This window comes from Amnibacterium endophyticum, assembly GCF_042680685.1.
In the GTDB taxonomy this organism is placed as follows: Bacteria; Actinomycetota; Actinomycetes; order Actinomycetales; family Microbacteriaceae; genus Amnibacterium; species Amnibacterium endophyticum.
The window spans coordinates 1-17,673 of record NZ_JBHUEA010000021.1 but is presented as its reverse complement, the minus strand read 5'-3'; the positions used below and the strand labels follow the sequence as shown (position 1 = coordinate 17,673).

The 17,673-nt window shown below is 75.3% G+C and carries 16 protein-coding genes; 9 read left to right on the top strand and 7 right to left on the bottom strand.

The genetic code is table 11. The annotated features are described in order from the left end of the window. Positions 1-12: 12 nt before the first annotated feature. Positions 13-333: a hypothetical protein gene (locus ACFSBI_RS13000; RefSeq protein WP_377935598.1), complete on the bottom strand. Its 321-nt coding sequence runs from the start codon at positions 331-333 to the stop codon at positions 13-15. A 90-nt stretch (positions 334-423) separates the two neighbouring features. Between ACFSBI_RS13000 and ACFSBI_RS12995 the strand changes: the two genes are divergently transcribed. Both ACFSBI_RS12995 and ACFSBI_RS12990 read left to right on the top strand, forming a co-directional pair. Continuing rightward, on the top strand, positions 424-1,521 hold the full coding sequence (locus ACFSBI_RS12995; RefSeq protein WP_377935596.1) for an SDR family oxidoreductase: 1,098 nt from the start codon (positions 424-426) through the stop codon (positions 1,519-1,521). A gap of 83 nt (positions 1,522-1,604) precedes the next feature. After that, complete coding sequence (locus tag ACFSBI_RS12990) at positions 1,605-2,357, top strand: DUF1206 domain-containing protein (protein ID WP_377935594.1); 753 nt, start codon at positions 1,605-1,607, stop codon at positions 2,355-2,357. A 54-nt stretch (positions 2,358-2,411) separates the two neighbouring features. Here ACFSBI_RS12990 and ACFSBI_RS12985 read toward each other — a convergent pair whose 3' ends face one another. Continuing rightward, positions 2,412-4,151, bottom strand: a complete 1,740-nt coding sequence (locus ACFSBI_RS12985) for a glycoside hydrolase family 15 protein (protein WP_377935592.1) — start codon at positions 4,149-4,151, stop codon at positions 2,412-2,414. A gap of 126 nt (positions 4,152-4,277) precedes the next feature. Between ACFSBI_RS12985 and ACFSBI_RS12980 the strand changes: the two genes are divergently transcribed. Next, positions 4,278-5,165 (top strand): alpha/beta fold hydrolase, encoded by an 888-nt coding sequence (locus tag ACFSBI_RS12980; protein WP_377935590.1) that lies wholly within the window; start codon positions 4,278-4,280, stop codon positions 5,163-5,165. Between the two features lie 42 nt (positions 5,166-5,207). On the opposite strand, the gene ACFSBI_RS12975 is transcribed toward ACFSBI_RS12980, so the two are convergent. The 3 genes from ACFSBI_RS12975 to ACFSBI_RS12965 are packed head-to-tail and all read right to left on the bottom strand — an operon-like array spanning position 5,208 to position 7,956. Further along, a complete protein-coding gene (locus ACFSBI_RS12975) occupies positions 5,208-6,857 on the bottom strand; it encodes a GMC family oxidoreductase (protein WP_377935588.1) in 1,650 nt (549 codons plus the stop codon). Continuing rightward, on the bottom strand, positions 6,854-7,495 hold the full coding sequence (locus ACFSBI_RS12970) for a gluconate 2-dehydrogenase subunit 3 family protein (protein WP_377935586.1): 642 nt from the start codon (positions 7,493-7,495) through the stop codon (positions 6,854-6,856). Before ACFSBI_RS12970 ends, ACFSBI_RS12975 begins: the two co-directional genes overlap by 4 nt. Further along, a complete protein-coding gene (locus tag ACFSBI_RS12965; RefSeq protein ID WP_377935584.1) occupies positions 7,492-7,956 on the bottom strand; it encodes a hypothetical protein in 465 nt (154 codons plus the stop codon). The genes ACFSBI_RS12970 and ACFSBI_RS12965 overlap by 4 nt, the downstream gene beginning before the upstream one ends. A 164-nt stretch (positions 7,957-8,120) precedes the next feature. Here ACFSBI_RS12965 and ACFSBI_RS12960 point away from each other — a divergent pair, with 164 nt between their 5' ends. Genes ACFSBI_RS12960 through ACFSBI_RS12950 form a run of 3 tightly spaced genes read left to right on the top strand, consistent with a single transcriptional unit; the run spans position 8,121 to position 12,358 of the window. Next, positions 8,121-9,947, top strand: coding sequence for a thiamine pyrophosphate-requiring protein (locus ACFSBI_RS12960; protein WP_377935582.1), 1,827 nt, complete (start codon positions 8,121-8,123; stop codon positions 9,945-9,947). 22 nt (positions 9,948-9,969) lie between these two features. Then, complete coding sequence (locus ACFSBI_RS12955; protein WP_377935580.1) at positions 9,970-11,055, top strand: enolase C-terminal domain-like protein; 1,086 nt, start codon at positions 9,970-9,972, stop codon at positions 11,053-11,055. 40 nt (positions 11,056-11,095) lie between these two features. Next, positions 11,096-12,358 carry an MFS transporter gene (locus tag ACFSBI_RS12950; RefSeq protein WP_377935578.1) on the top strand — a complete coding sequence of 421 codons (1,263 nt, stop codon included), beginning with the start codon at positions 11,096-11,098 and terminating at the stop codon, positions 12,356-12,358. An 18-nt stretch (positions 12,359-12,376) separates the two neighbouring features. Here ACFSBI_RS12950 and ACFSBI_RS12945 read toward each other — a convergent pair whose 3' ends face one another. Further along, positions 12,377-13,732, bottom strand: coding sequence for a sensor histidine kinase (locus tag ACFSBI_RS12945; protein ID WP_377935576.1), 1,356 nt, complete (start codon positions 13,730-13,732; stop codon positions 12,377-12,379). Continuing rightward, positions 13,732-14,409, bottom strand: a complete 678-nt coding sequence (locus ACFSBI_RS12940) for a response regulator transcription factor (protein WP_377935574.1) — start codon at positions 14,407-14,409, stop codon at positions 13,732-13,734. The genes ACFSBI_RS12945 and ACFSBI_RS12940 overlap by 1 nt, the downstream gene beginning before the upstream one ends. 155 nt (positions 14,410-14,564) lie before the next feature. Here ACFSBI_RS12940 and ACFSBI_RS12935 point away from each other — a divergent pair, with 155 nt between their 5' ends. The 3 genes from ACFSBI_RS12935 to ACFSBI_RS12925 all read left to right on the top strand — a co-directional run. Further along, positions 14,565-15,125, top strand: a complete 561-nt coding sequence (locus ACFSBI_RS12935; protein WP_377935572.1) for a hypothetical protein — start codon at positions 14,565-14,567, stop codon at positions 15,123-15,125. A gap of 58 nt (positions 15,126-15,183) precedes the next feature. Then, on the top strand, positions 15,184-16,134 hold the full coding sequence (locus tag ACFSBI_RS12930) for an acyl-CoA dehydrogenase family protein (RefSeq protein ID WP_377935570.1): 951 nt from the start codon (positions 15,184-15,186) through the stop codon (positions 16,132-16,134). A gap of 371 nt (positions 16,135-16,505) precedes the next feature. After that, on the top strand, positions 16,506-17,673 hold a 1,168-nt coding region (locus ACFSBI_RS12925), incomplete at its 3' end, for an AAA family ATPase (protein WP_377935568.1).

The window sequence follows — 17,673 nt, the reverse complement described above, 5'->3', positions numbered from 1 at the left end:
GGGCGGGCCGGATCAGCCGCGGCGGGACGCCGCGACCTCGAGGGCGACCAGCACCGCGGCGGTCAGGGCCTGCGCGCCGGCGGCCTTCCCGTACCGCCTCGGCTGCGCGATCGCGAGCAGCACCATCGACGAGCCGTGCAGCAGGTCGACGGAGGCGCTGAGGGCGTGCCATCCGGTGCGCCCCACGACCACGCCCTGCACGACCTGGCGGACGCCGAGGAACCGCAGCACCCCGCCCTCGACCCCGCTCGCCGGGCGGCCGAACGCCCGCGACGGCCGCTCGGTCAGCGACCGCACCCCCAGACCGATCCGGATCAGCTCCACCGGTGCCATCTCGTCTCCCTCCGACGCGTTCAGCCTGCACCCATCTCGCTGGGACCCCGGCCCCAGGCTGCGGGAGCACGCCGCGCCTACTGTGCCTCCATGAACAGGGGAGTAGCAGTCGTCACCGGTGGTTCCGCGGGGCTCGGGAGGGCGATCGTGCGCGAGCTCGCCGCTCGCGGCTTCGACGTCGCGGTGCTCGCGCGCGGCGAGGACGGGGTCGCCGGCGCGGTCAAGGACGTGGAGGCCGCGGGGCGCCGGGGTCTCGGCATCCCGACCGACGTGGCGGACCACGAGCAGGTGGACGCCGCGGCGGAGCGCGTGGAGCGGGAGCTCGGGCCGATCGAGGTCTGGGTGAACGACGCCATGGTCAGCGTCTTCGCGGAGTTCTGGCACATCGAGCCGAAGGACTTCGAGCGGGCGGTCGCGGTCGACTTCATGGGATACGCGAACGGCACCCGCGCGGCGCTGAAGCACATGCGGCCTCGGAACCGCGGCGCCATCGTCCAGGTCGGGTCCGCGCTCGGCCACCGCGGCATCCCGCTGCAGTCCGCGTACTGTTCCTCGAAGGGCGCGATCACGCGGTTCAACGAGTCGCTCGTCGTGGAGCTGCTGCACGAGAAGTCGAAGGTCACCGTCAGCCAGGTGGACATGCCCGCCATGAACACCATGCAGTTCGACTGGGTCAAGTCCGACCTGCCGAAGCACGCGCAGCCCGTGCCGCCGATCTACCAGCCGGAGATCTGCGCCAAGGCGGTCGTGGACGTCGCGATCTCGCCGCGGCGCCGCACCTGGGTGGGGGAGTCGACGGTCTTCACGATCATCGGCAACCGCCTCGCGACCCGGGTCGCCGACTGGCAGCTCATCCGCAGCGGCTACAAGAGCCAGCAGGCGGACGACGTCGACCTGACGACGCTGCCGCCGAACCTCTACGACCCGGTCCCTGGCGACCACGGCGCGCACGGCGCCTTCGACCGGCGCTCGGTCTCCATCACCCCGCAGACCTGGGCGATCACGCACCGGCCCGCCACGGTCGCGATCGGCACCGGCGCGCTCACCGCGCTCGTCGTGTCGCTGCCCCGGATCCTGCGCGGCGGCGCGCGTGCCGCCGCCCCGCTCGCGAAGCCGGCGGGCAAGAAGGCGGTGCAGATCGCGGCACGCCGGGCGGGCCGCCGGCTGACCGGAGCGGTCCGGCACTGACCGGGCGGGACGCCGGCTCCGGCGTCGTCGACCACGCCGAGCACGACGCCCGCGAGGCGCGGCGTGCGACGTCCGTCCGCGTCATGGCGCGGGCGGGCTACGGCGGGTCGGCGGTCCTGCGCCTGCTGATCGGCGTCCTCGCCCTGCTGCTCGCGCTGCGGGCGCCGGGCGCGCAGCCGGACGTGTCCGGCGCGTTCGGCGCGGTCGCGCGGGTGCCGGGCGGCGTCGTGCTGCTCGGGCTCGTCGCGATCGGCGAGGCCGCGCTCGCGGTCTGGCTCGTGGTGGCCGGCATCCTCAGCTCGTCGTCGCACACGCTCGAGCGGTGGCGTCAGCGGCTCGTCTACTGGGGCCGCGCCGTCTTCTACGGCGTCGTCGCGACCACCGCCGCCCGATTCGCGCTCGGTGCGCACGAGAACTCGGCCCGGTCGGAGCATCGGGCCGAGCGCCACCTGCTCGACGCCCCCGGCGGCCCGGTCGTGCTCGCGCTGCTCGGGGCGACCGTGCTCGTGGTCGGCGTCGGGATGGTCTGGGTCGGCGGCTCCCTGCGGTTCCGCCGCACGATCCACGTGCCCGCTTCCCGCGGACGCCGGCGGTGCGTGCTCGTCGTCGGCGCCGTCGGGTACGTCGTGCGCGGGATCACGCTCGCCGTGGTCGGGGTGCTCGTCGCCGGCGGCGCGTTCACGGACGACCCGCACCGCTCCGACGGGCTCGCCGGTGCGCTCGACTGGCTCGCCGCCGACCCGGTGGGGCGGATCGTGCTCGCCCTGCTCGGCGCCGGATGGATCGTCTCGGCCGTCTACTCGGCGCTCCGCATCCGCATCGCCCGCCTGGGCTGACACGGGCCGCGGGCCGGGGCGACCACCGCCCAGCCCGCGGCCGGCCGTGCCGGCTCAGTCGGCCAGCCGGATCGCGCTCTCGAGCAGCAGGGCGTGGACGAACGCCTGCGGCAGGTTGCCCCGCAGCTGGCGCTGGGCGACGTCGTACTCCTCGCTGATGATCCCGGGAGGGCCGCAGGCGGCGCGGTTGCGCTCGAACCAGCGCGCCGCGGCGACCCGCTCGTCGGCCTGGTGCAGCGCGAGGCTCGTGATGAAGCCGCAGAGCAGGAAGGCGCCCTCCGCCTCGCCGAGCGGGCGCTCGTCGGGCCGGAAGCGGTACATGAACTCCTCCTGCGCGAGGTCCTCGAGCACCGCGGTCCGGGTCGCGACGCTGCGCGGGTCGTCCGCGGGCAGCGCGCCGCGCACCTGGCCGAGCAGCAGCGCGGCGTCGAGCCCAGGGTCGTCCGCGGCGCGTCGCCACCGGCCGGAGGGCTCGAGCATGGTGCGCGAGGCCTCGCTCACCATGGAGTCCGCGAGGTCCGTCCACCGGGCTGCGGTGCCGCGGTCGGCGTGCGGCGCCATCGCCCGCAGCCCCGCGACGCAGGCGAGGGCGGAGTGGGTCCAGCGCTTCGGGGACAGCTCCCAGATGCCGGCGTCCTCGTCGCCCCGCCGCTGCCGGATCGCGTCCGCGGCGACCTCGGCGGCGCGTCGACCGTCGTCGGTGAGCCGCCCGTGCCGAGCGGCGGTGGCGAAGAGCAGCAGGCTCTCGCCGAGCGCGTCGAGCTGGAACTGCGCGTTCACGTGGTTGCCGAGCACGTCGTCGCCGCCCGGGTAGCCCGGCAGATCGAGGTGCCGCTGGTCCGGCACCCGCCCGCCGTCGGTCGTGTACGCGGGCTTCAGGTGCGGCCCGTCCTCCAGCAGGCGGGCGCCGACGAACCGCACGGCGTCGTCGAGCAGGGGCAGCGCCTCGCCGGCCCCGGCCGCCTGCCCGGCGTAGCACTGGTCCCGGATCCAGGCGTAGCGGTAGTCGTAGTTGCGGCCCTGCTCCGCGCGCTCGGGCAGCGACATCGTCGCCGCGGCCACCATCGCCCCGCTGGACGACGTCAAGCCGCGCAGCACCGCGTAGGCGTGCCGCGCGTCCGCGGGGGCGATCGACTCGATGCGCTCGGGGACCGCGGCGCTCCAGGCCTCCTCGGTGCGCCGCCAGAGCCCCTCGGCGGACGGGCGCTCGTCCGGCAGGGCGCGCCGGCTCAGCTCGAGCACGACGTCGTGGAACTCCCCCTCGGGGACGTCGACCTCCCAGGCCAGCACGCCGTCGCGGTCGCTCACCTCGTCCAGCCCGGTCAGCCGGACCGACAGGTCGCCGCAGCGCCCGGTCCAGACGTCCCCGTCGTGCCGGACGTGCGTGAAGCGGCCGCTGCCGAACGACTCGCGCGGGTCGAGGACGACGCGGACCCGGGCGGTGCCGCGGTGCGCCTCGATGCGGCGCAGCACCACCGCGCGGTCCTGCTCGCCGGGGAAGGCGAGCGCGTCCCGGGACTCGATCACCGCGTGGTGGTCGATCCAGCGGCTGCGCCAGATCAGCGAGCCACGCTCGTAGTGCCCGCCCCAGGTGAAGGTCCCCGCTCGCGGCACGATCGCGAACGTGCCGCCGCCCCCGATGAGCGCGGAGAACACCGCGTCGGAGTCCCAGCGCGGCACGCACAGCCACGGCACGTCGCCGTTCGGGCCGATGAGCGCACCCCGCTCGCCGTCGGCGATCAGCGCGTACTCGCGCAGGGTGTGCAGGGGGAAGCGCGCCTCGCCGCCGGTCATGGCGAGACCGTAGAAGAGGCGTCCTGCGAGGCCGCCGACCCCGTGCCCTCAGCGTCCGCTGGACGTCTTCGCAGCCGGCTCGTGCCCGTGTCTGTGACGCTGTGCACACATCCCGGAAGGAGCCCCATGGCGGACACGACGATCACGACGCCCGAGGGGCGCACCGTTGGGCTCACGGCGTACGGCGACTCGATGTCGAACCGGCTCGTCGTGCTCTGCCACCCCACCCCGGGCACGCCGCTCGACCCCGAGCCCGTGGTGACCTCCCGCTGGGGCGTGCACCTCATCGCGCTCGAGCGGCCCGGCTACGGCTCCTCCGAGCGGCTGCCGGACGGTCTGCCGAGCACGGTCGAGGACCGCGCGGCGGACATCGACGCGCTCCTGCGCCGCATCGAGCGCAACGCGAACGCGATCTCGGACGCCCGCTTCGAGAGCTACGGCGTCATCGGCTGGGGGTCCGGGGCGCTCGTGGCCGCGGCGATGGCGGCGCACGATCCCGAGCGGGTCGACCGCCTGGCGCTCGTCAGTCCGCTCGCGCCGAGGACGGCGGAGCGCGAGGCGCGCGAGGCGCTGCGGCGGCCGATCGACGCCGCCGGCATGGGCGTCTCCGACGACGACCCGGACCTGGCGCGGCACCTGGGCCTCTGGAACCGGTTCGAGCGCATGGCGGAGGAGTCGGCCGTGCAGGGGCACGCCGGCGTGCGGCACGACACCGAGCTCTTCGAGCACGCGCGGTGGGACGGCGTGCTCGACGGGATCCGCGCCGACACCGCGATCTGGCTCGGCGACCGGGACCCGGTCGCCGACCAGCACGACGTCCGCTGGTACGCCGCCCGCATCCCAGGGCTGAAGGCGTACGGCGTGCGGGACAGCGGCGCCCTCACGATCGCGTCGGCCTGGTCGTCGATCCTCGAGCACGTCGACCCGACGCACGGCTCCGTCAGGCGGGAGGAGCGCGACCACGGCCGCGTCTACCTGCCCGACGTGGACTGGGTGCACCCCGACCAGGGCTGAGCCCGGGGCAGGGCCGCCTCCCGGCGGCCCGGCCCCGCTCGTTCAGGCGGCGGAGCGCGCCAGGCGGTCCGCTGCGCGGGCGGCGACCGCCATGATCGTCAGCGCCGGGTTCGCGCTGCCCTGCGTCGGCAGGACGCTGCCGTCCGTGATCATCAGGTTCGGCACCGCGAAGCTGCGGCAGTCCGCGTCGACGACGCCCTCCTGCTCGGTGGCGCCCATCCGCGCGCCGCCGACCAGGTGCGCGTAGCGCTGGAAGGTGATCGCATCGGTGCCGCCGGCCGCGTGCAGGATGTGCGTCATCGTCGTCGCGGCCGCCTCGATGAGCTTCTTGTCGTTCTCGCACTGCGTGTAGCTGAAGTGCGCGACGGGCAGCCCGAAGCGGTCGCACTCCTCCGACAGCGTGACCCGGTTGTCGGGCTGCGGCAGCAGCTCGCAGAGCGCCCCCAGCGTCGCCCAGTGGACGTAGTCGCTCATCTTCTCCCGGAGGTCCCGGCCCCAGTGGCCCTGCGCCGAGACGTGCTCCGCCCAGGTGATCGGCAGCGGCGAGACGGTCTGGATGGAGAACCCGCGCTTGTACGGCTTCGTCGGGTCGGTCTCGTAGAACTGCTCGGTCGAGACCTCGGGCGGCGGCGCCTTGTACATGCGCACCTCCGCGTCGAACCGGGCGGCGGTCTGGGGCGCGCCCTGCACCATCAGGTACCGGCCGACGAGGTCGAAGTCGTTCAGCATCCCGTTCGGGAAGCGGGTGTCCGTCGCCGAGTTGAGCAGCAGCCGCGGCGTCTCGATCGAGTAGCCGGCCACCGCCACCATCCGGGCTTTCTGGAAGTGCTCGACGCCGTCGGCGACGTAGTGCACGCCGGTCGCGCGGCCGGTGCGCTCGTCGAAGCCGATCCGGGTCACCATCGCGTCGGCGCGGATCTCGACGCCGTGCGCGAGCGCGTCCGGCAGGTGCGTGATCAGGGGCGAGGCCTTCGCGTTCACCTTGCAGCCCTGCAGGCAGAACCCGCGGTAGATGCAGTGGGCGCGGTTGCCGAACCGCCCGTTGCTGATCGCGACGGGCCCCACCCGCGTCTCGATGCCGAGGGCCAGCGCGCCGCGCTGGAACAGCTCCCCGTCGCCGCCGACCGGGTGCGCGCTCTGCGGGTAGGAGTGGGGGCGGCCCCACGGCCAGTCCTGGCCGGCGACCGGCAGCTCCTGCTCGATCAGCCCGTAGTACGGGTCGAGGTCGTCGTACGCGATCGGCCAGTCCGCCCCCACCCCGTCGTTCGTCCTCGTGGCGAAGTCGCTCGGGTGGAAGCGCGGGGTGTAGCCGGCGTAGTGCACCATCGACCCGCCGACGCCGCGGCCCGAGTTGTTCGACCCCATCGGCACGGGATCGGCGCCGCCGATCGTGCGCGGGTCGGTCCAGTACAGGTCGTGGGAGCCCGCCTCGTCGCTGACCCAGTCCTCCTCCGGGTCCCAGAACGGCCCGGCGTCGATGCCGACGATCTTCCAGCCCTGCCGCGCCATGCGCTGCATCAGCGTCGAGCCCCCGGCGCCGCAGCCGACGACGACCAGGTCGACCTCGTCGGTCTCCGCGTACCGCCGCATGCCGCGGCGAAGCGCCTCGTTCGTGCGGCGCTGATCGGCCGGCAGCAGCCAGGCGGACTCGTTGCGCTCGCGGACGGCCTTCAAGCCGCGGTAGGTGCTCACGGCGCGCTCGAGACGGTCGGGTCCATGTGCGGCATCGTGTCCTTCACCTCGAAGGGTTCGCGGGCGTCGAGGCCCGGGTTCTTGTAGCCGCGCGGATACGCGGGGCCGGGGAAGCCCATCTCGTCCCAGGCGGACGGGTGGGCGTAGAAGGCCGTGCAGACGTAGCGGGTCCACAGGTTCCAGACGCGGGCGGGCGGCATGCCGTGCCACAGGTCCGCCTGCGACGTCCGCACGCCCTCCAGCAGGTCGTGCTGCGCGTCGTGCGGCAGCGCCGCGAACGGCGTGCCCCCCGACGCCTCGGCGTCCGCGTCGAGTCCCGCCAGCGACCGCTTCCACGCGTCGTGGTCGATCGGCATGTCGTCGTAGTGCCAGCCGTCGGTCTCGTTGTCGGCCAGTCGCGCGTCGATGGACGAGAGCAGCCCGAACGCGAACGCCTGGTCGACGTCGATCAGCTGCGCGACCAGTGCGATCCCCGCCGGCCGGAGCTCCTCGGGCAGGTAGCGGATCGGCTTCGGGGGCTCGAGCCGGCCCAGCACGACCTTGCGCGTCGCCTCGTCCCAGTGCTGCGCCTGGCCGACGGCCGAGAACCCGGGGAACCGCCGCTTCCAGGCGTCGCCCCGGTCCGCCTCGGCGCTCACTGCTCGCGCCGCAGCACGGCGGCGAGCAGGCCCATGCCGCCCACGACGGTGACGAGCAGCGGCGCCAGCAGCGGCGGCCCCATCTCCAGGTTGTAGGGGATGTTGCGCCAGCCGCCTGGCTTCTGCGCGATGCCCTTCGCGTGGAGGTAGGTCCCCTGCAGCCCGTTGCCGACGATGGCCGCGCTGGCGAGCGGCAGCGCCGTCTTCGCGGCCGTGCGGCTCACGACGCCCGCGACGCCGGCGACCGCACCGACGGGCCCCAGGATCACAGGCAGCCACATCAGCGGCTTCCCGAAGCTGGCCTTGTCGTGCTCGAAGTAGATCTCGCCGGCCGTCACCAGCGCGCCGACGGCTGTCAGCCCGGCGAGCGACCGCTCGAAGTGCCCGGTGCGGATGTTCCGCACGATCCGGTCGATGCCGTGCAGCTCCTGCCGGCCGAACCGCCCTCTCGTGGCAGACATTTGACTCCCTTCAACGATCGCACGGTAGGGACGCCCGCCTGGGAACGGCCCCCGGATCGTCCGTGGTCGCCTGTGAAGGCTGCTGCCAGGCAACGGGGGTGCCACGCCCAGAGACGCCGACGTACGGTGCCGGTCGGGACGTCCACGACGAGGAGGCGGTCGGCATGGCGACGGTGAGCGAGTTCGTGATCCAGCGGATCCGGCAGTGGGGGGTGACCCGGGTGTTCGGGTTCCCGGGCGACGGCGTCGGCGAGCTCGACGGGATGCTGGGCAAGACCTCGCGGGCCGGTGACGGCGTCGACTACATCCGCCCGACGCACGAGGAGATCTGCGCCCTGATGGCGACGGCCCATGCGAAGTTCACGGGCGAGATCGGCGTCTGCATCGCGACCTCCAGCCCCGGCGCGTTCCACATGCTGAACGGCCTGTACGACGCGAAGAGCGACAACGTGCCCGTGGTCGCGATCGTCGGGCAGCAGGGGCTCGCGTCCTTCGGCACCTTCGTGCAGCAGGAGGACAACCTGGAGCGGGTGTTCGCCGACGTCGCCTGCTACGTGCAGACGATCGTGTCGCCGGAGCAGGCGCAGGCGGTCGTCGACACCGCCTTCCGCACCGCGAAGGCGCGGCTGCAGCCCGCCGTGATCGTGCTCCCGCACGACGTGCAGGCGATGAAGGCGGTCGAGCCGCCCGTCGAGCACTGGGTGTCCCGCTCCAGCGCCGTCGCCCCGTCGACCGCGGTCGTGCCCCCGCTGGAGGAGGTCCGCCGCGCCGCGGACGTCATCAACGCGGGCGAGAAGGTCACGTTCCTCGTCGGCGCGGGGGCCCGCGGCGCCACGGACGAGGTGCTCGAGGCGGCGCGGAAGGCGGGCGCCGGCATCATCACGGCCCTGCGCGGCAAGGACGTCGTGCCCTCGGACGTGCCGTTCCACACGCAGCAGGTCGGGCTGCTCGGCACCCTGCCGAGCCTCCACCAGATCGACCGCTGCGACACCCTCGTCATCCTCGGCAGCAACTACCCCTACGGCGAGTACCTGCCGAAGACCGGGCAGGCGAGGGCGGTGCAGGTCGACCTGAAGCCCGAGCAGCTGGGGCTCCGCTACCCGACCGAGGTCAACCTCTGGGGCGACGTGCGGGCGACGCTGACCGCGATGCTGCCGATGCTGGAGCAGAAGGAGGACCTCTCCTGGCAGCGGGGGATCGCCGACGAGATGCACGACTGGGAGCAGGAGATGGAGCGCCAGGCGATGCTCGACTTCCCCGACGGCGGCAACCCGCGCCGGGTCTTCCACGAGCTGAACCGGCGCCTGCCCGAGAACGCGATCGTCACCTGCGACGCGGGGACGACCGCCGACTGGTACGGGCACCACATCCGCCTGCGCCGCGGGATGAAGGGCGACCTGTCCGGCCGCCTCGCCAGCATGCTCGCGGCGATGCCCTACGCGACGGCGGCGAAGTTCGCCTACCCGGAGCGGACCGTGATCTGCACGATCGGTGACGGGGCCTTCCAGATGCTCGGCATGAACGAGCTGATCACGGTGAAGAAGTACCTCTCCCGCTGGGGCGCGACGAAGACCTTCGTCGTGGTCGTCATGCACAACGACGACCTCGCGCAGGTGTCGTGGGAGATGCGCACCGAGGACGGCAACCCGGTCTGGGAGGGCTCGCAGGACGTGGAGTCGGTCGACTACGCGGGCTTCGCGGAGCTGCTCGGCTTCCAGGGCATCCGCACGACCGAGGACGACGAGGTCGCGGACGCGGTGGAGCGCGCCCTCGGCTTCAACGGCGTGACGGTGATCGACGCGCGGGTGACGCGCAACGCCCCGCCGCTGCCGCCGAAGATCAGCGCCGAGTACCGGAACAACACCGCGAAGGCGTTCCTCAAGGGGGACCCGCTCGGCGCGGCCGCGATGGTCGACTCCGCCGAGGGCCTGGTCGCCGAGGGCGTGGAGCGCGTCAAGGGCGCCCTGCACGTCGGGGACAAGCGGGGCTGAGCCCCGAGCACCGGTCCGCATCATGGCCATCGAGACCTCGGTCGACGTCTTCGCGGTGCCGACGCCCGAGCCGGAGACCGACGGCACCGCGCGCTGGACCGCGACCACCGTGGTGGCGGTCCGCCTCGGCGCCGACGGCGAGGAGGGGCTCGGCTGGTCCTACACCGAGGCCGCGGCCGCCGCCCTGGTGCGCGACGTGCTCGCGCCGGCGTTCGGGGACGCCGACCCGGACGACGTCCCGCTGCTGCGGCACCGCATGCGGGCGGCGGTCCGCAACGCCGGCGCGACGGGCGTCGCCGCCGCCGCGCTCTCCGCGGTCGACGTCGCGCTCTGGGACCTCAAGGCGCGCCGGGCCGGCCGCTCGGTGGCGTCCCTGTTCGGGCGGATCCGGCAGGAGGCGGTCGTCTACGGCAGCGGCGGCTTCACCGGCTACGACGACGCGACCACCGCCGCCGAGCTGGAGCACTGGCTCGCGCTCGGGATCCGTGACGCGAAGATCAAGATCGGGCAGGGGTGGGGCACCGACGTCGAGCGGGACCTCGCCCGCGCCGCGCTCGCCCGCCGCGTGCTCGGCGACGGCCACGACCTCCTCGTGGACGCGAACGGCGCGTACTCGGTCGGGCAGGCGGTCCGGACCGGCCGCGCGCTCGCCGACCTCGACGTGACCTGGTTCGAGGAGCCCGTCAGCTCGGACCGGCCCGAGCAGCTGGCCGCGGTGCGCGCGCAGGTGCCGATGGACGTCGCGGCGGGGGAGTACGTGTGGCGGCTCGCCGACGCGCAGCAGCTGCTCGAGCACGGCGCGGTCGACTGCCTGCAGCTCGACGTCACCCGCTGCGGCGGGTGGAGCGCGTGGTTCGAGTGCGCCGCCCTCGCCGAGGCCCACGGGCTGCAGGTCTCCGCGCACTGCGCGCCGCACCTCGCGGTGCACGCGGCCGTCGCGACGCCGAACGCACGGCACCTGGAGTACTTCGTCGACCACGAGCGGGTCGACGCGGCGCTGTTCGAGGGGCTCCCGCCGGTGGTCGACGGCGCGCTCCGCCCCGACGTCGCGGCACCCGGGCACGGGATGCGCGTCGCCCGCGGTGCGGAGCGCTACCGGGTCGGGTAGCGGCGCCGCCGGCGTCCGAAGCCGCCGCTAGCGTGCCGGGGTGCTCGACGGACCGCTGCAGGACGTCGGGGAGCGCGCCTTCCGGCTGACGCTGGCGGGCACCCTCGTCGCGGCGCTCGGGCAGGGGCTCACCCTGCCGTTCCTCGTGCTGTACCTGCACGAGGTGCTCGGCGCGAGCCTGCCGCTCGCCGGCGCGGTCCTCGCGGTCGCCGCCGTGGCGGGGCTCGCCGCCACCACGGTCGGCGGCCCCCTCGGCGACCGCATCGGGCTCGGGCGGCTCGCCGCGCTGGGGCTCGTCGTGCAGGCGGCCGGCACCGCCCTCCTCGCGACCGGGGCGGGCGTGGGCGTCGCGACGCTCGGCGTGCTGCTGAACAACGTCGGCAACGGGCTCGTCTGGCCGGCGCTGAACGGTCTCGTCGCCGTGCAGGTGCCGGAGGCCCGCCGCAGCCGGGCGTTCGCGCTGCGGTTCGGGCTGCTGAACGGGGGGCTCGGGGTCGGCGGCCTGCTGTCGGGCTGGGTGGTGTCGCTCGACCGCCCCGCGAGCTTCCACCTCGTCTACGGCATCGACGCCGCGTCCACCGCGGTCTTCGCCCTGCTGATCGCGCTCGGCCTGCGCCGGACGCCCGGCTTCGCCGCGCCGGACCGGCCGCTGCACCGCGACGACGTGCGGATCGGCGGCTACGGCGCCGTCCTCCGCGACCGGCCGTTCGCGGGCTACCTCGCGGTCGCGGTCGCGCTCGGCGTCTTCGGCTACGCGCAGATGAACGGGCCGTGGGCCGCGTTCGCCGTGGCCGAGGGCGGCACGTCCACGCGGGTGATCGGCTTCGCCTTCGCGGCGAACACGGCGGTGATCGTGGTGCTGCAGCTCGCGGTCGAGCGCCGCACCCGTGCCTGGCGGCGCAGCCGGCTGCTGGTCGCGGCCGCGCTGCTCTGGACGCTCGCCTGGCTGGTCACCGGGGCGGCTGCGCTCCCGGGGCTGCGCGGGATCCCGGGGGACGTCGGCTTCGTCCTCGCGCTCGCGGTGTTCGGCCTCGGCGAGACCTTCTACAGCCCGGTCGGCGGCGCGCTGCCGAACGCGCTGGCGAGCGAGCACCTCCGCGGGCGCTACAACGCGCTCGCCGGTGCGACCTGGCCGGTCGGCGGATTCGTCGGGCCGCCGCTCGCCGGCCTGCTGCTCGGCGGCGCGCGGCCCGGCGCGTGGATCGGGGTGGTCGCGGTCGGCACCGCGGTGACGGCGGCGGCCTCCGCGGTCCTCGGCAGGCGCCTGCCCGACCACGTCGAGCGCCCCGCCGCGGACCGCTGACCCTCGTCGCGATGCGCCTCATGCGGCCGGCAGCTCCAGGGCGAACCGCGCGCCGCCGCCGTCGGCGCGCGCCGCGGTCACCCGGCCGCCCATCCGGCCCGCGAGCCGCGTCACGATCGACAGGCCGAGGCCGGTGCCCACCTGCCGCGACTCGCGGTAGCGCTCACGCAGCAGCCCGCGGGTGAACGCCTCCGCCAGGTCGTCGTCCGACAGGCCCGGGCCGGTGTCCTCCACGGCGATCCCGACCCGGTCGACCACGCGGACGCTCCGCAGCGTGATCGACCCGCCCGCGGGGGTCGCGCGCAGCGCGTTCTCGACGAGGCCGTCGACGACCTGCCGCGCGCGCCGGGGGTCCGCCAGCGCCCGCACCCCCTCCGGGACCTGCTGGCGGAGGTCCACCCCGGCGGCGTCGGCCCGCGCGCGCCAGGCGACGGCGGTCTCCTCGGCGACCTCCCGCAGGTCGACCTCGGCCACCGCGACGGAGAAGTCGTCCGCCTCGAGCCGGGCGAGCTCCAGCAGGTCCGCCGTGAAGCGCTCGACGCGGGCGGTCTCCGCCATCAGCACGGCGCCGACCTCGCGCACCCGGTCGCCCGTGACGACGCCGTCCGCGAGCGCCTCGCCGTAGCCCTGCAGCGCGGTGAGCGGGGTCCGGATCTCGTGCGAGATCGACAGCAGGAACTCCCGCTGCCGCCCCTCGCTCGTCGCGAGCGCGTCGTCGAGCGCGCGCAGGGCCTCGGCGACGTCGTGCACCTCGACGGGCGCCTGCTCGGGCACCGGCACGCGGCGCTCGCCGGCCGCGAGCCGTCGCGCCGCGCCGGCGACCTCGGCGAGGGGCCGCGTGATGCGGCGGGAGAGGAGGACGGCGGCGACCGCCGCGACGGCGGACACGGTTAGCAGGACCACGAGGATGCGGGCGACGAGGTCGCGGGTCAGCCGGGTGAAGGCGTTCACCGGACGCGCGAGCACGAACGCGCCGCCCGACGCCAGCGGGCGCGCCTCGACCAGCACCTCCTGGCCGCCGAGGGTCGTCGCGGAGGACACGTCGGCACCGCGAACGGCCTGCACCGCGGCCGAGCGGGTCGCCGCGACGAGCGCGCTGCCGGGCGGGGCGCTGGACGCCACCGGAGCGGCGTCGGCGTCCACCACCGCCAGCAGCGACCCGTCCAGGCCGGCGGCGACCCGCTGCAGGCCGCGACGGGTGACGAGCCGGGCGGGCTGCAGCGCCACCAGGGAGGCCTGCGCCTTCAGCTCCGCCCGCTGCTCCGACCGCGCGGCGGCCCGCGCGAACTGCACGGTCGCGATGCCGGCGGCGAGCGTCGTCAGCAGCACGAGGGACAGCGCGAGCGCGAGCACCCGGGCGGACAGCGCGCGCATCAGCCGCCGCCGGCGGCGTACCCGACTCCGCGGAGGGTGCGGATCGGGCTCGCGTCGCCGAGCTTCGCGCGCAGCTGGGCCACGTGCACGTCGACCGTGCGGCCGGCGCCGTAGTCCGCGTGGCCCCAGACGCTCGCGAGCAGCTGCTCGCGGCTGAAGACGCGGCCCGGCTCGCCCATCAGCTTCGCCAGCAGGTCGAACTCGGTCGCGGTGAGCTCGACGCGCCGTCCCCCGGCGAGCACTGTCCGCTGCTGCGGGTCCAGCTGCACCTCGCCGACGGCGACCGGGCCGGGGGAGGAGGGGAGGGCGGCGCGACGCAGCAGCCCGCGGACGCGGGCGACGAGCTCGCGCGGGCTGAAGGGCTTCGTCAGGTAGTCGTCCCCGCCGAGCTCGAGACCGAGCACGCGGTCGACCTCCTCGTCCCGCGCCGTCACGAACACGACCGGCGTCCAGTCGCCGCCGGCGCGCAGCGCTCGGCAGACCTCCAGCCCGTCCCGGCCGGGCAGGCCGACGTCGAGCACGATCGCGACCGGCCGCAGGCGCTCCACGGCGGCGAGGACGGCGGCGCCGTCGCGCTCGACGTGCACGCCGAAGCCCGCCTCGGCCAGGTAGAGGCGCTCGAGGTCCGCGATCGAGCGCTCGTCCTCCCCGACGAGCACCAGCCCCTTCGACTCCACGAGCGTCATTCAACTGCCCGCCGCCCGTGTCCCGGCGGGATCGGGGGCGCCTTACACGGCTCGAACACGGCCCGAACGCCAGGACGCGGATCGGCGCGCATCCTCGTCGGACCGGCCCAGGAAGGGCGCGGATCGTCCAGCACGAGAGGTGCAGCATGTTCTCCTCCATCCGTTCCACCGTCCGCCGCCGCGTCGTCGTGGCGGCCGCGGGCACCGCGGTGGTGCTCGCCGCGGGCGGCGGCGCGACCGCCGCCTTCGCCGCCTCCGGCGACTCGTCCCCGACGACGGCGACCCCGACCGCGGCCTGCATGCCGCACCTGCGCGCGGTGCTCCGCGGCGGCGTGCCGGCGCAGCTGCGCGCCGACCTCAAGACGCTGCGCGGCGAGCCGAAGGCCGACCGCGCCGCCGAGCGCGCGAAGATCCGCGAGAACGCCCTGTCCGGCGAGTACGGCACCCGCGTCGAGCGGCTCGCGCACATCGTCGCCGGCTCGTCCGCGAAGGGGCACGGCTGGGCGAAGGCCCTGCCCGCCTCGCTGCGCTCCGACCTGAAGGCGCTGCGCGCGCTGCCCGCGAAGAGCGACGCCCGGAAGGAGAAGGCGCAGGAGATCGTGCAGAAGGCGATCGGCGGCGGCTACGGCGCGACGATCCAGACGCGCGCGAAGGCCGTCCAGGCGAAGGTGCAGGCGCGCTGCGACGCGAAGGCCTCGCAGAGCTGAGCCCGCTGCTCCGCCCTGGAGGTGATCCGGCCCGCCGGATCACCTCCAGAATGGGACGGTGCAGGGTGATGCGGTCGAGGTCGCCCGCCGCCTCGCCGACGAGGTCCTGCGGCCCGACGCCGAAGCCGTGGACGCGGCCGACCGGGTGCCGCGGTCGCACCTCGAGGCGCTGGACGCGGCGGGCCTGACCGGGCACAGCGTCTCCGGGGCGGGCCTCGCCGAACGCGTCGACGTGACCGCCGCCCTCGCCGGCGGCTGCCTCGCCACCGCCTTCGTCTGGATCCAGCACCAGGGTGCGCTGGCCGCGGTCGCCCGCTCCGCGGGCCCTGCGGCCCGGTTCGCGCCCGCGCTCGAGTCCGGCGCGGTGCGGGCGGGCGTCGTCGTCACCGCGGTCCGCGGCCCCTCGCCACTGCGGATCGACGCGGACCGGCGCCTCACCGGCAGCGCGCCGTGGGTGACCGGCTGGGGCGTCGTCGACGTGCTGCGGGTCGCCGCGGTCGACGACTCGGGCGACATCCGCACCGTGCTCGTCGACGTCGGCCCCGGGATGACGGCGGAGCCCGCGCGGCTCGTCGCGGCGAACGCCTCCGGCACCGTGACGCTCACCTTCGAGGGCGTGGCGGTGCCGGCTGACCGCGACCTCGACGTGGTGACCGCGGACGACTGGGCCGCCGCGGACGCCGCCGGTCTCGCGCTGAACGGCGCCCTGCCGCTCGGGCTCGCCGCCGAGGCCGCACGCCTCATCGGCTCGTCGTCCCTGGGCGCCGACGTGGCGGCCGCGCGCGACGCGCTCCTCCGCGCACCGGTGGAGGAGCTGCCCGCCGCGCGCGCCGCCTGCGCGGCGCTGGCGCTGCGGGCCGCATCCGCCCTCGCGGTGCACGACGGCGGACGGGGCGTGCTCGCGGGCTCCCGCTCCGACCGGCTGCTGCGCGAGGCGCACTTCCTGCTCGCGTTCGGCTCCCGCCCCGCGATCAAGGCGTCGCTGCTCTCCCGCCTCGCACCCTCCTGACGCGCGCGGCGATCTCCGCCCCTGCGCTCCTGCGGCGCGCTCGGTCGCGAAGCCGGGATGGACGGCGCGGCTGCCCTCCGCGAACCCCTCCGCTGATCGGATCTCGGGGCGGTCCTCGCGGACTCCTCCCGCTGATCGAGGTGCGGAGCGCAGCGGAGCCTCGAGATCACTCGACGGGCCTCGGACGGAATCGGCGTCGCACATGCAGGAGGAAGTGGCAGACGAAGGACGGAGCAGCTTCATCCGCCCTTCGTCTGCGACATCGCCCTGCATCGGCGACATCGCTGCGGCTCCCGGCTCCCGGCTCCCACATCGCGGCTCCGTCGTCCCGCTGTCCGCCCCTCCCGCTACCGTCGGACCGGGGAGGCGCCATGCACCTGAAGAGCCTGACGCTGAAGGGCTTCAAGTCCTTCGCGCAGGCGACCGTCTTCGCGTTCGAGCCCGGCGTCACCTGCATCGTCGGCCCGAACGGCAGCGGCAAGTCGAACGTCGTCGACGCGCTCGCCTGGGTGATGGGGGAGCAGGGGGCGAAGAACCTCCGCGGCGGCTCGATGGCCGACGTGATCTTCGCCGGCACGGCCACCCGCGGCCCGCTCGGGCGGGCAGAGGTCGTGCTCACGATCGACAACGCGGACGGCGCGCTGCCGATCGAGTACGCGGAGGTCGCGATCAGCCGCACCCTCTTCCGGGACGGGCGCAGCGAGTACGCGATCAACGGCGACGCCGTCCGGCTGCTCGACGTGCAGGAGCTGCTGTCGGACTCCGGGCTCGGCCGCGAGATGCACGTCATCGTCGGGCAGGGGCAGCTCGACGCCGTGCTGCGGGCGGGGCCCGACGAGCGGCGCGGGTTCATCGAGGAGGCCGCCGGCATCCTCAAGCACCGCCGCCGGCGCGAGCGGACGCTGCGCAAGCTCGAGTCGATGCAGGCGAACCTCGCCCGCCTCACCGACCTGGCGGAGGAGCTGCGGCGGCAGCTGAAGCCGCTCGGCGCGCAGGCGGAGGTCGCGCGGGAGGCGGCGGGCGTGCAGGCCGCGGTCCGGGAGGCACGGACCCGCCTGCTGGCGTTCGACGCGGACCGGCTGGCGGGCGACGCCGAGCGCGCGCGGCAGGCCCACGAGCAGGCGGAGGCCGGACGGCAGGTCGCCGCCGACTCGGTGCAGCGGCTCGGCGCGCTCGTCGAGCGGCTGGAGCGCGACGCCGGCGGCGACCTCGACGCCGCCCGCCGCACCGCGCTGCAGCTCGAGGCCGCCCAGCAGCGGTTCCGCGACCTCGCGCAGACGGCGGCGCAGCGCATCGCCGTCCTCGGTGACGAGCCGACCCCGCCGCCCGAGGACACCGGCGCCGCGGAGCGCTCGGCGGCGACCGCGCTGATCGCCGATCTCGAGCGGAGGATCGACGAGGCGGGGCCGCGCCAGCGCGAGGCCGCGGCGGACCTCGAGCGGGCGCGGGCCGCGCTCGACGAGGTGGACCGGGCGATCGCGGATGCGGCGGCCGCCGTCACGCGGCATGACCGGGCGAACGCCCACGCCGGGCGGGGCG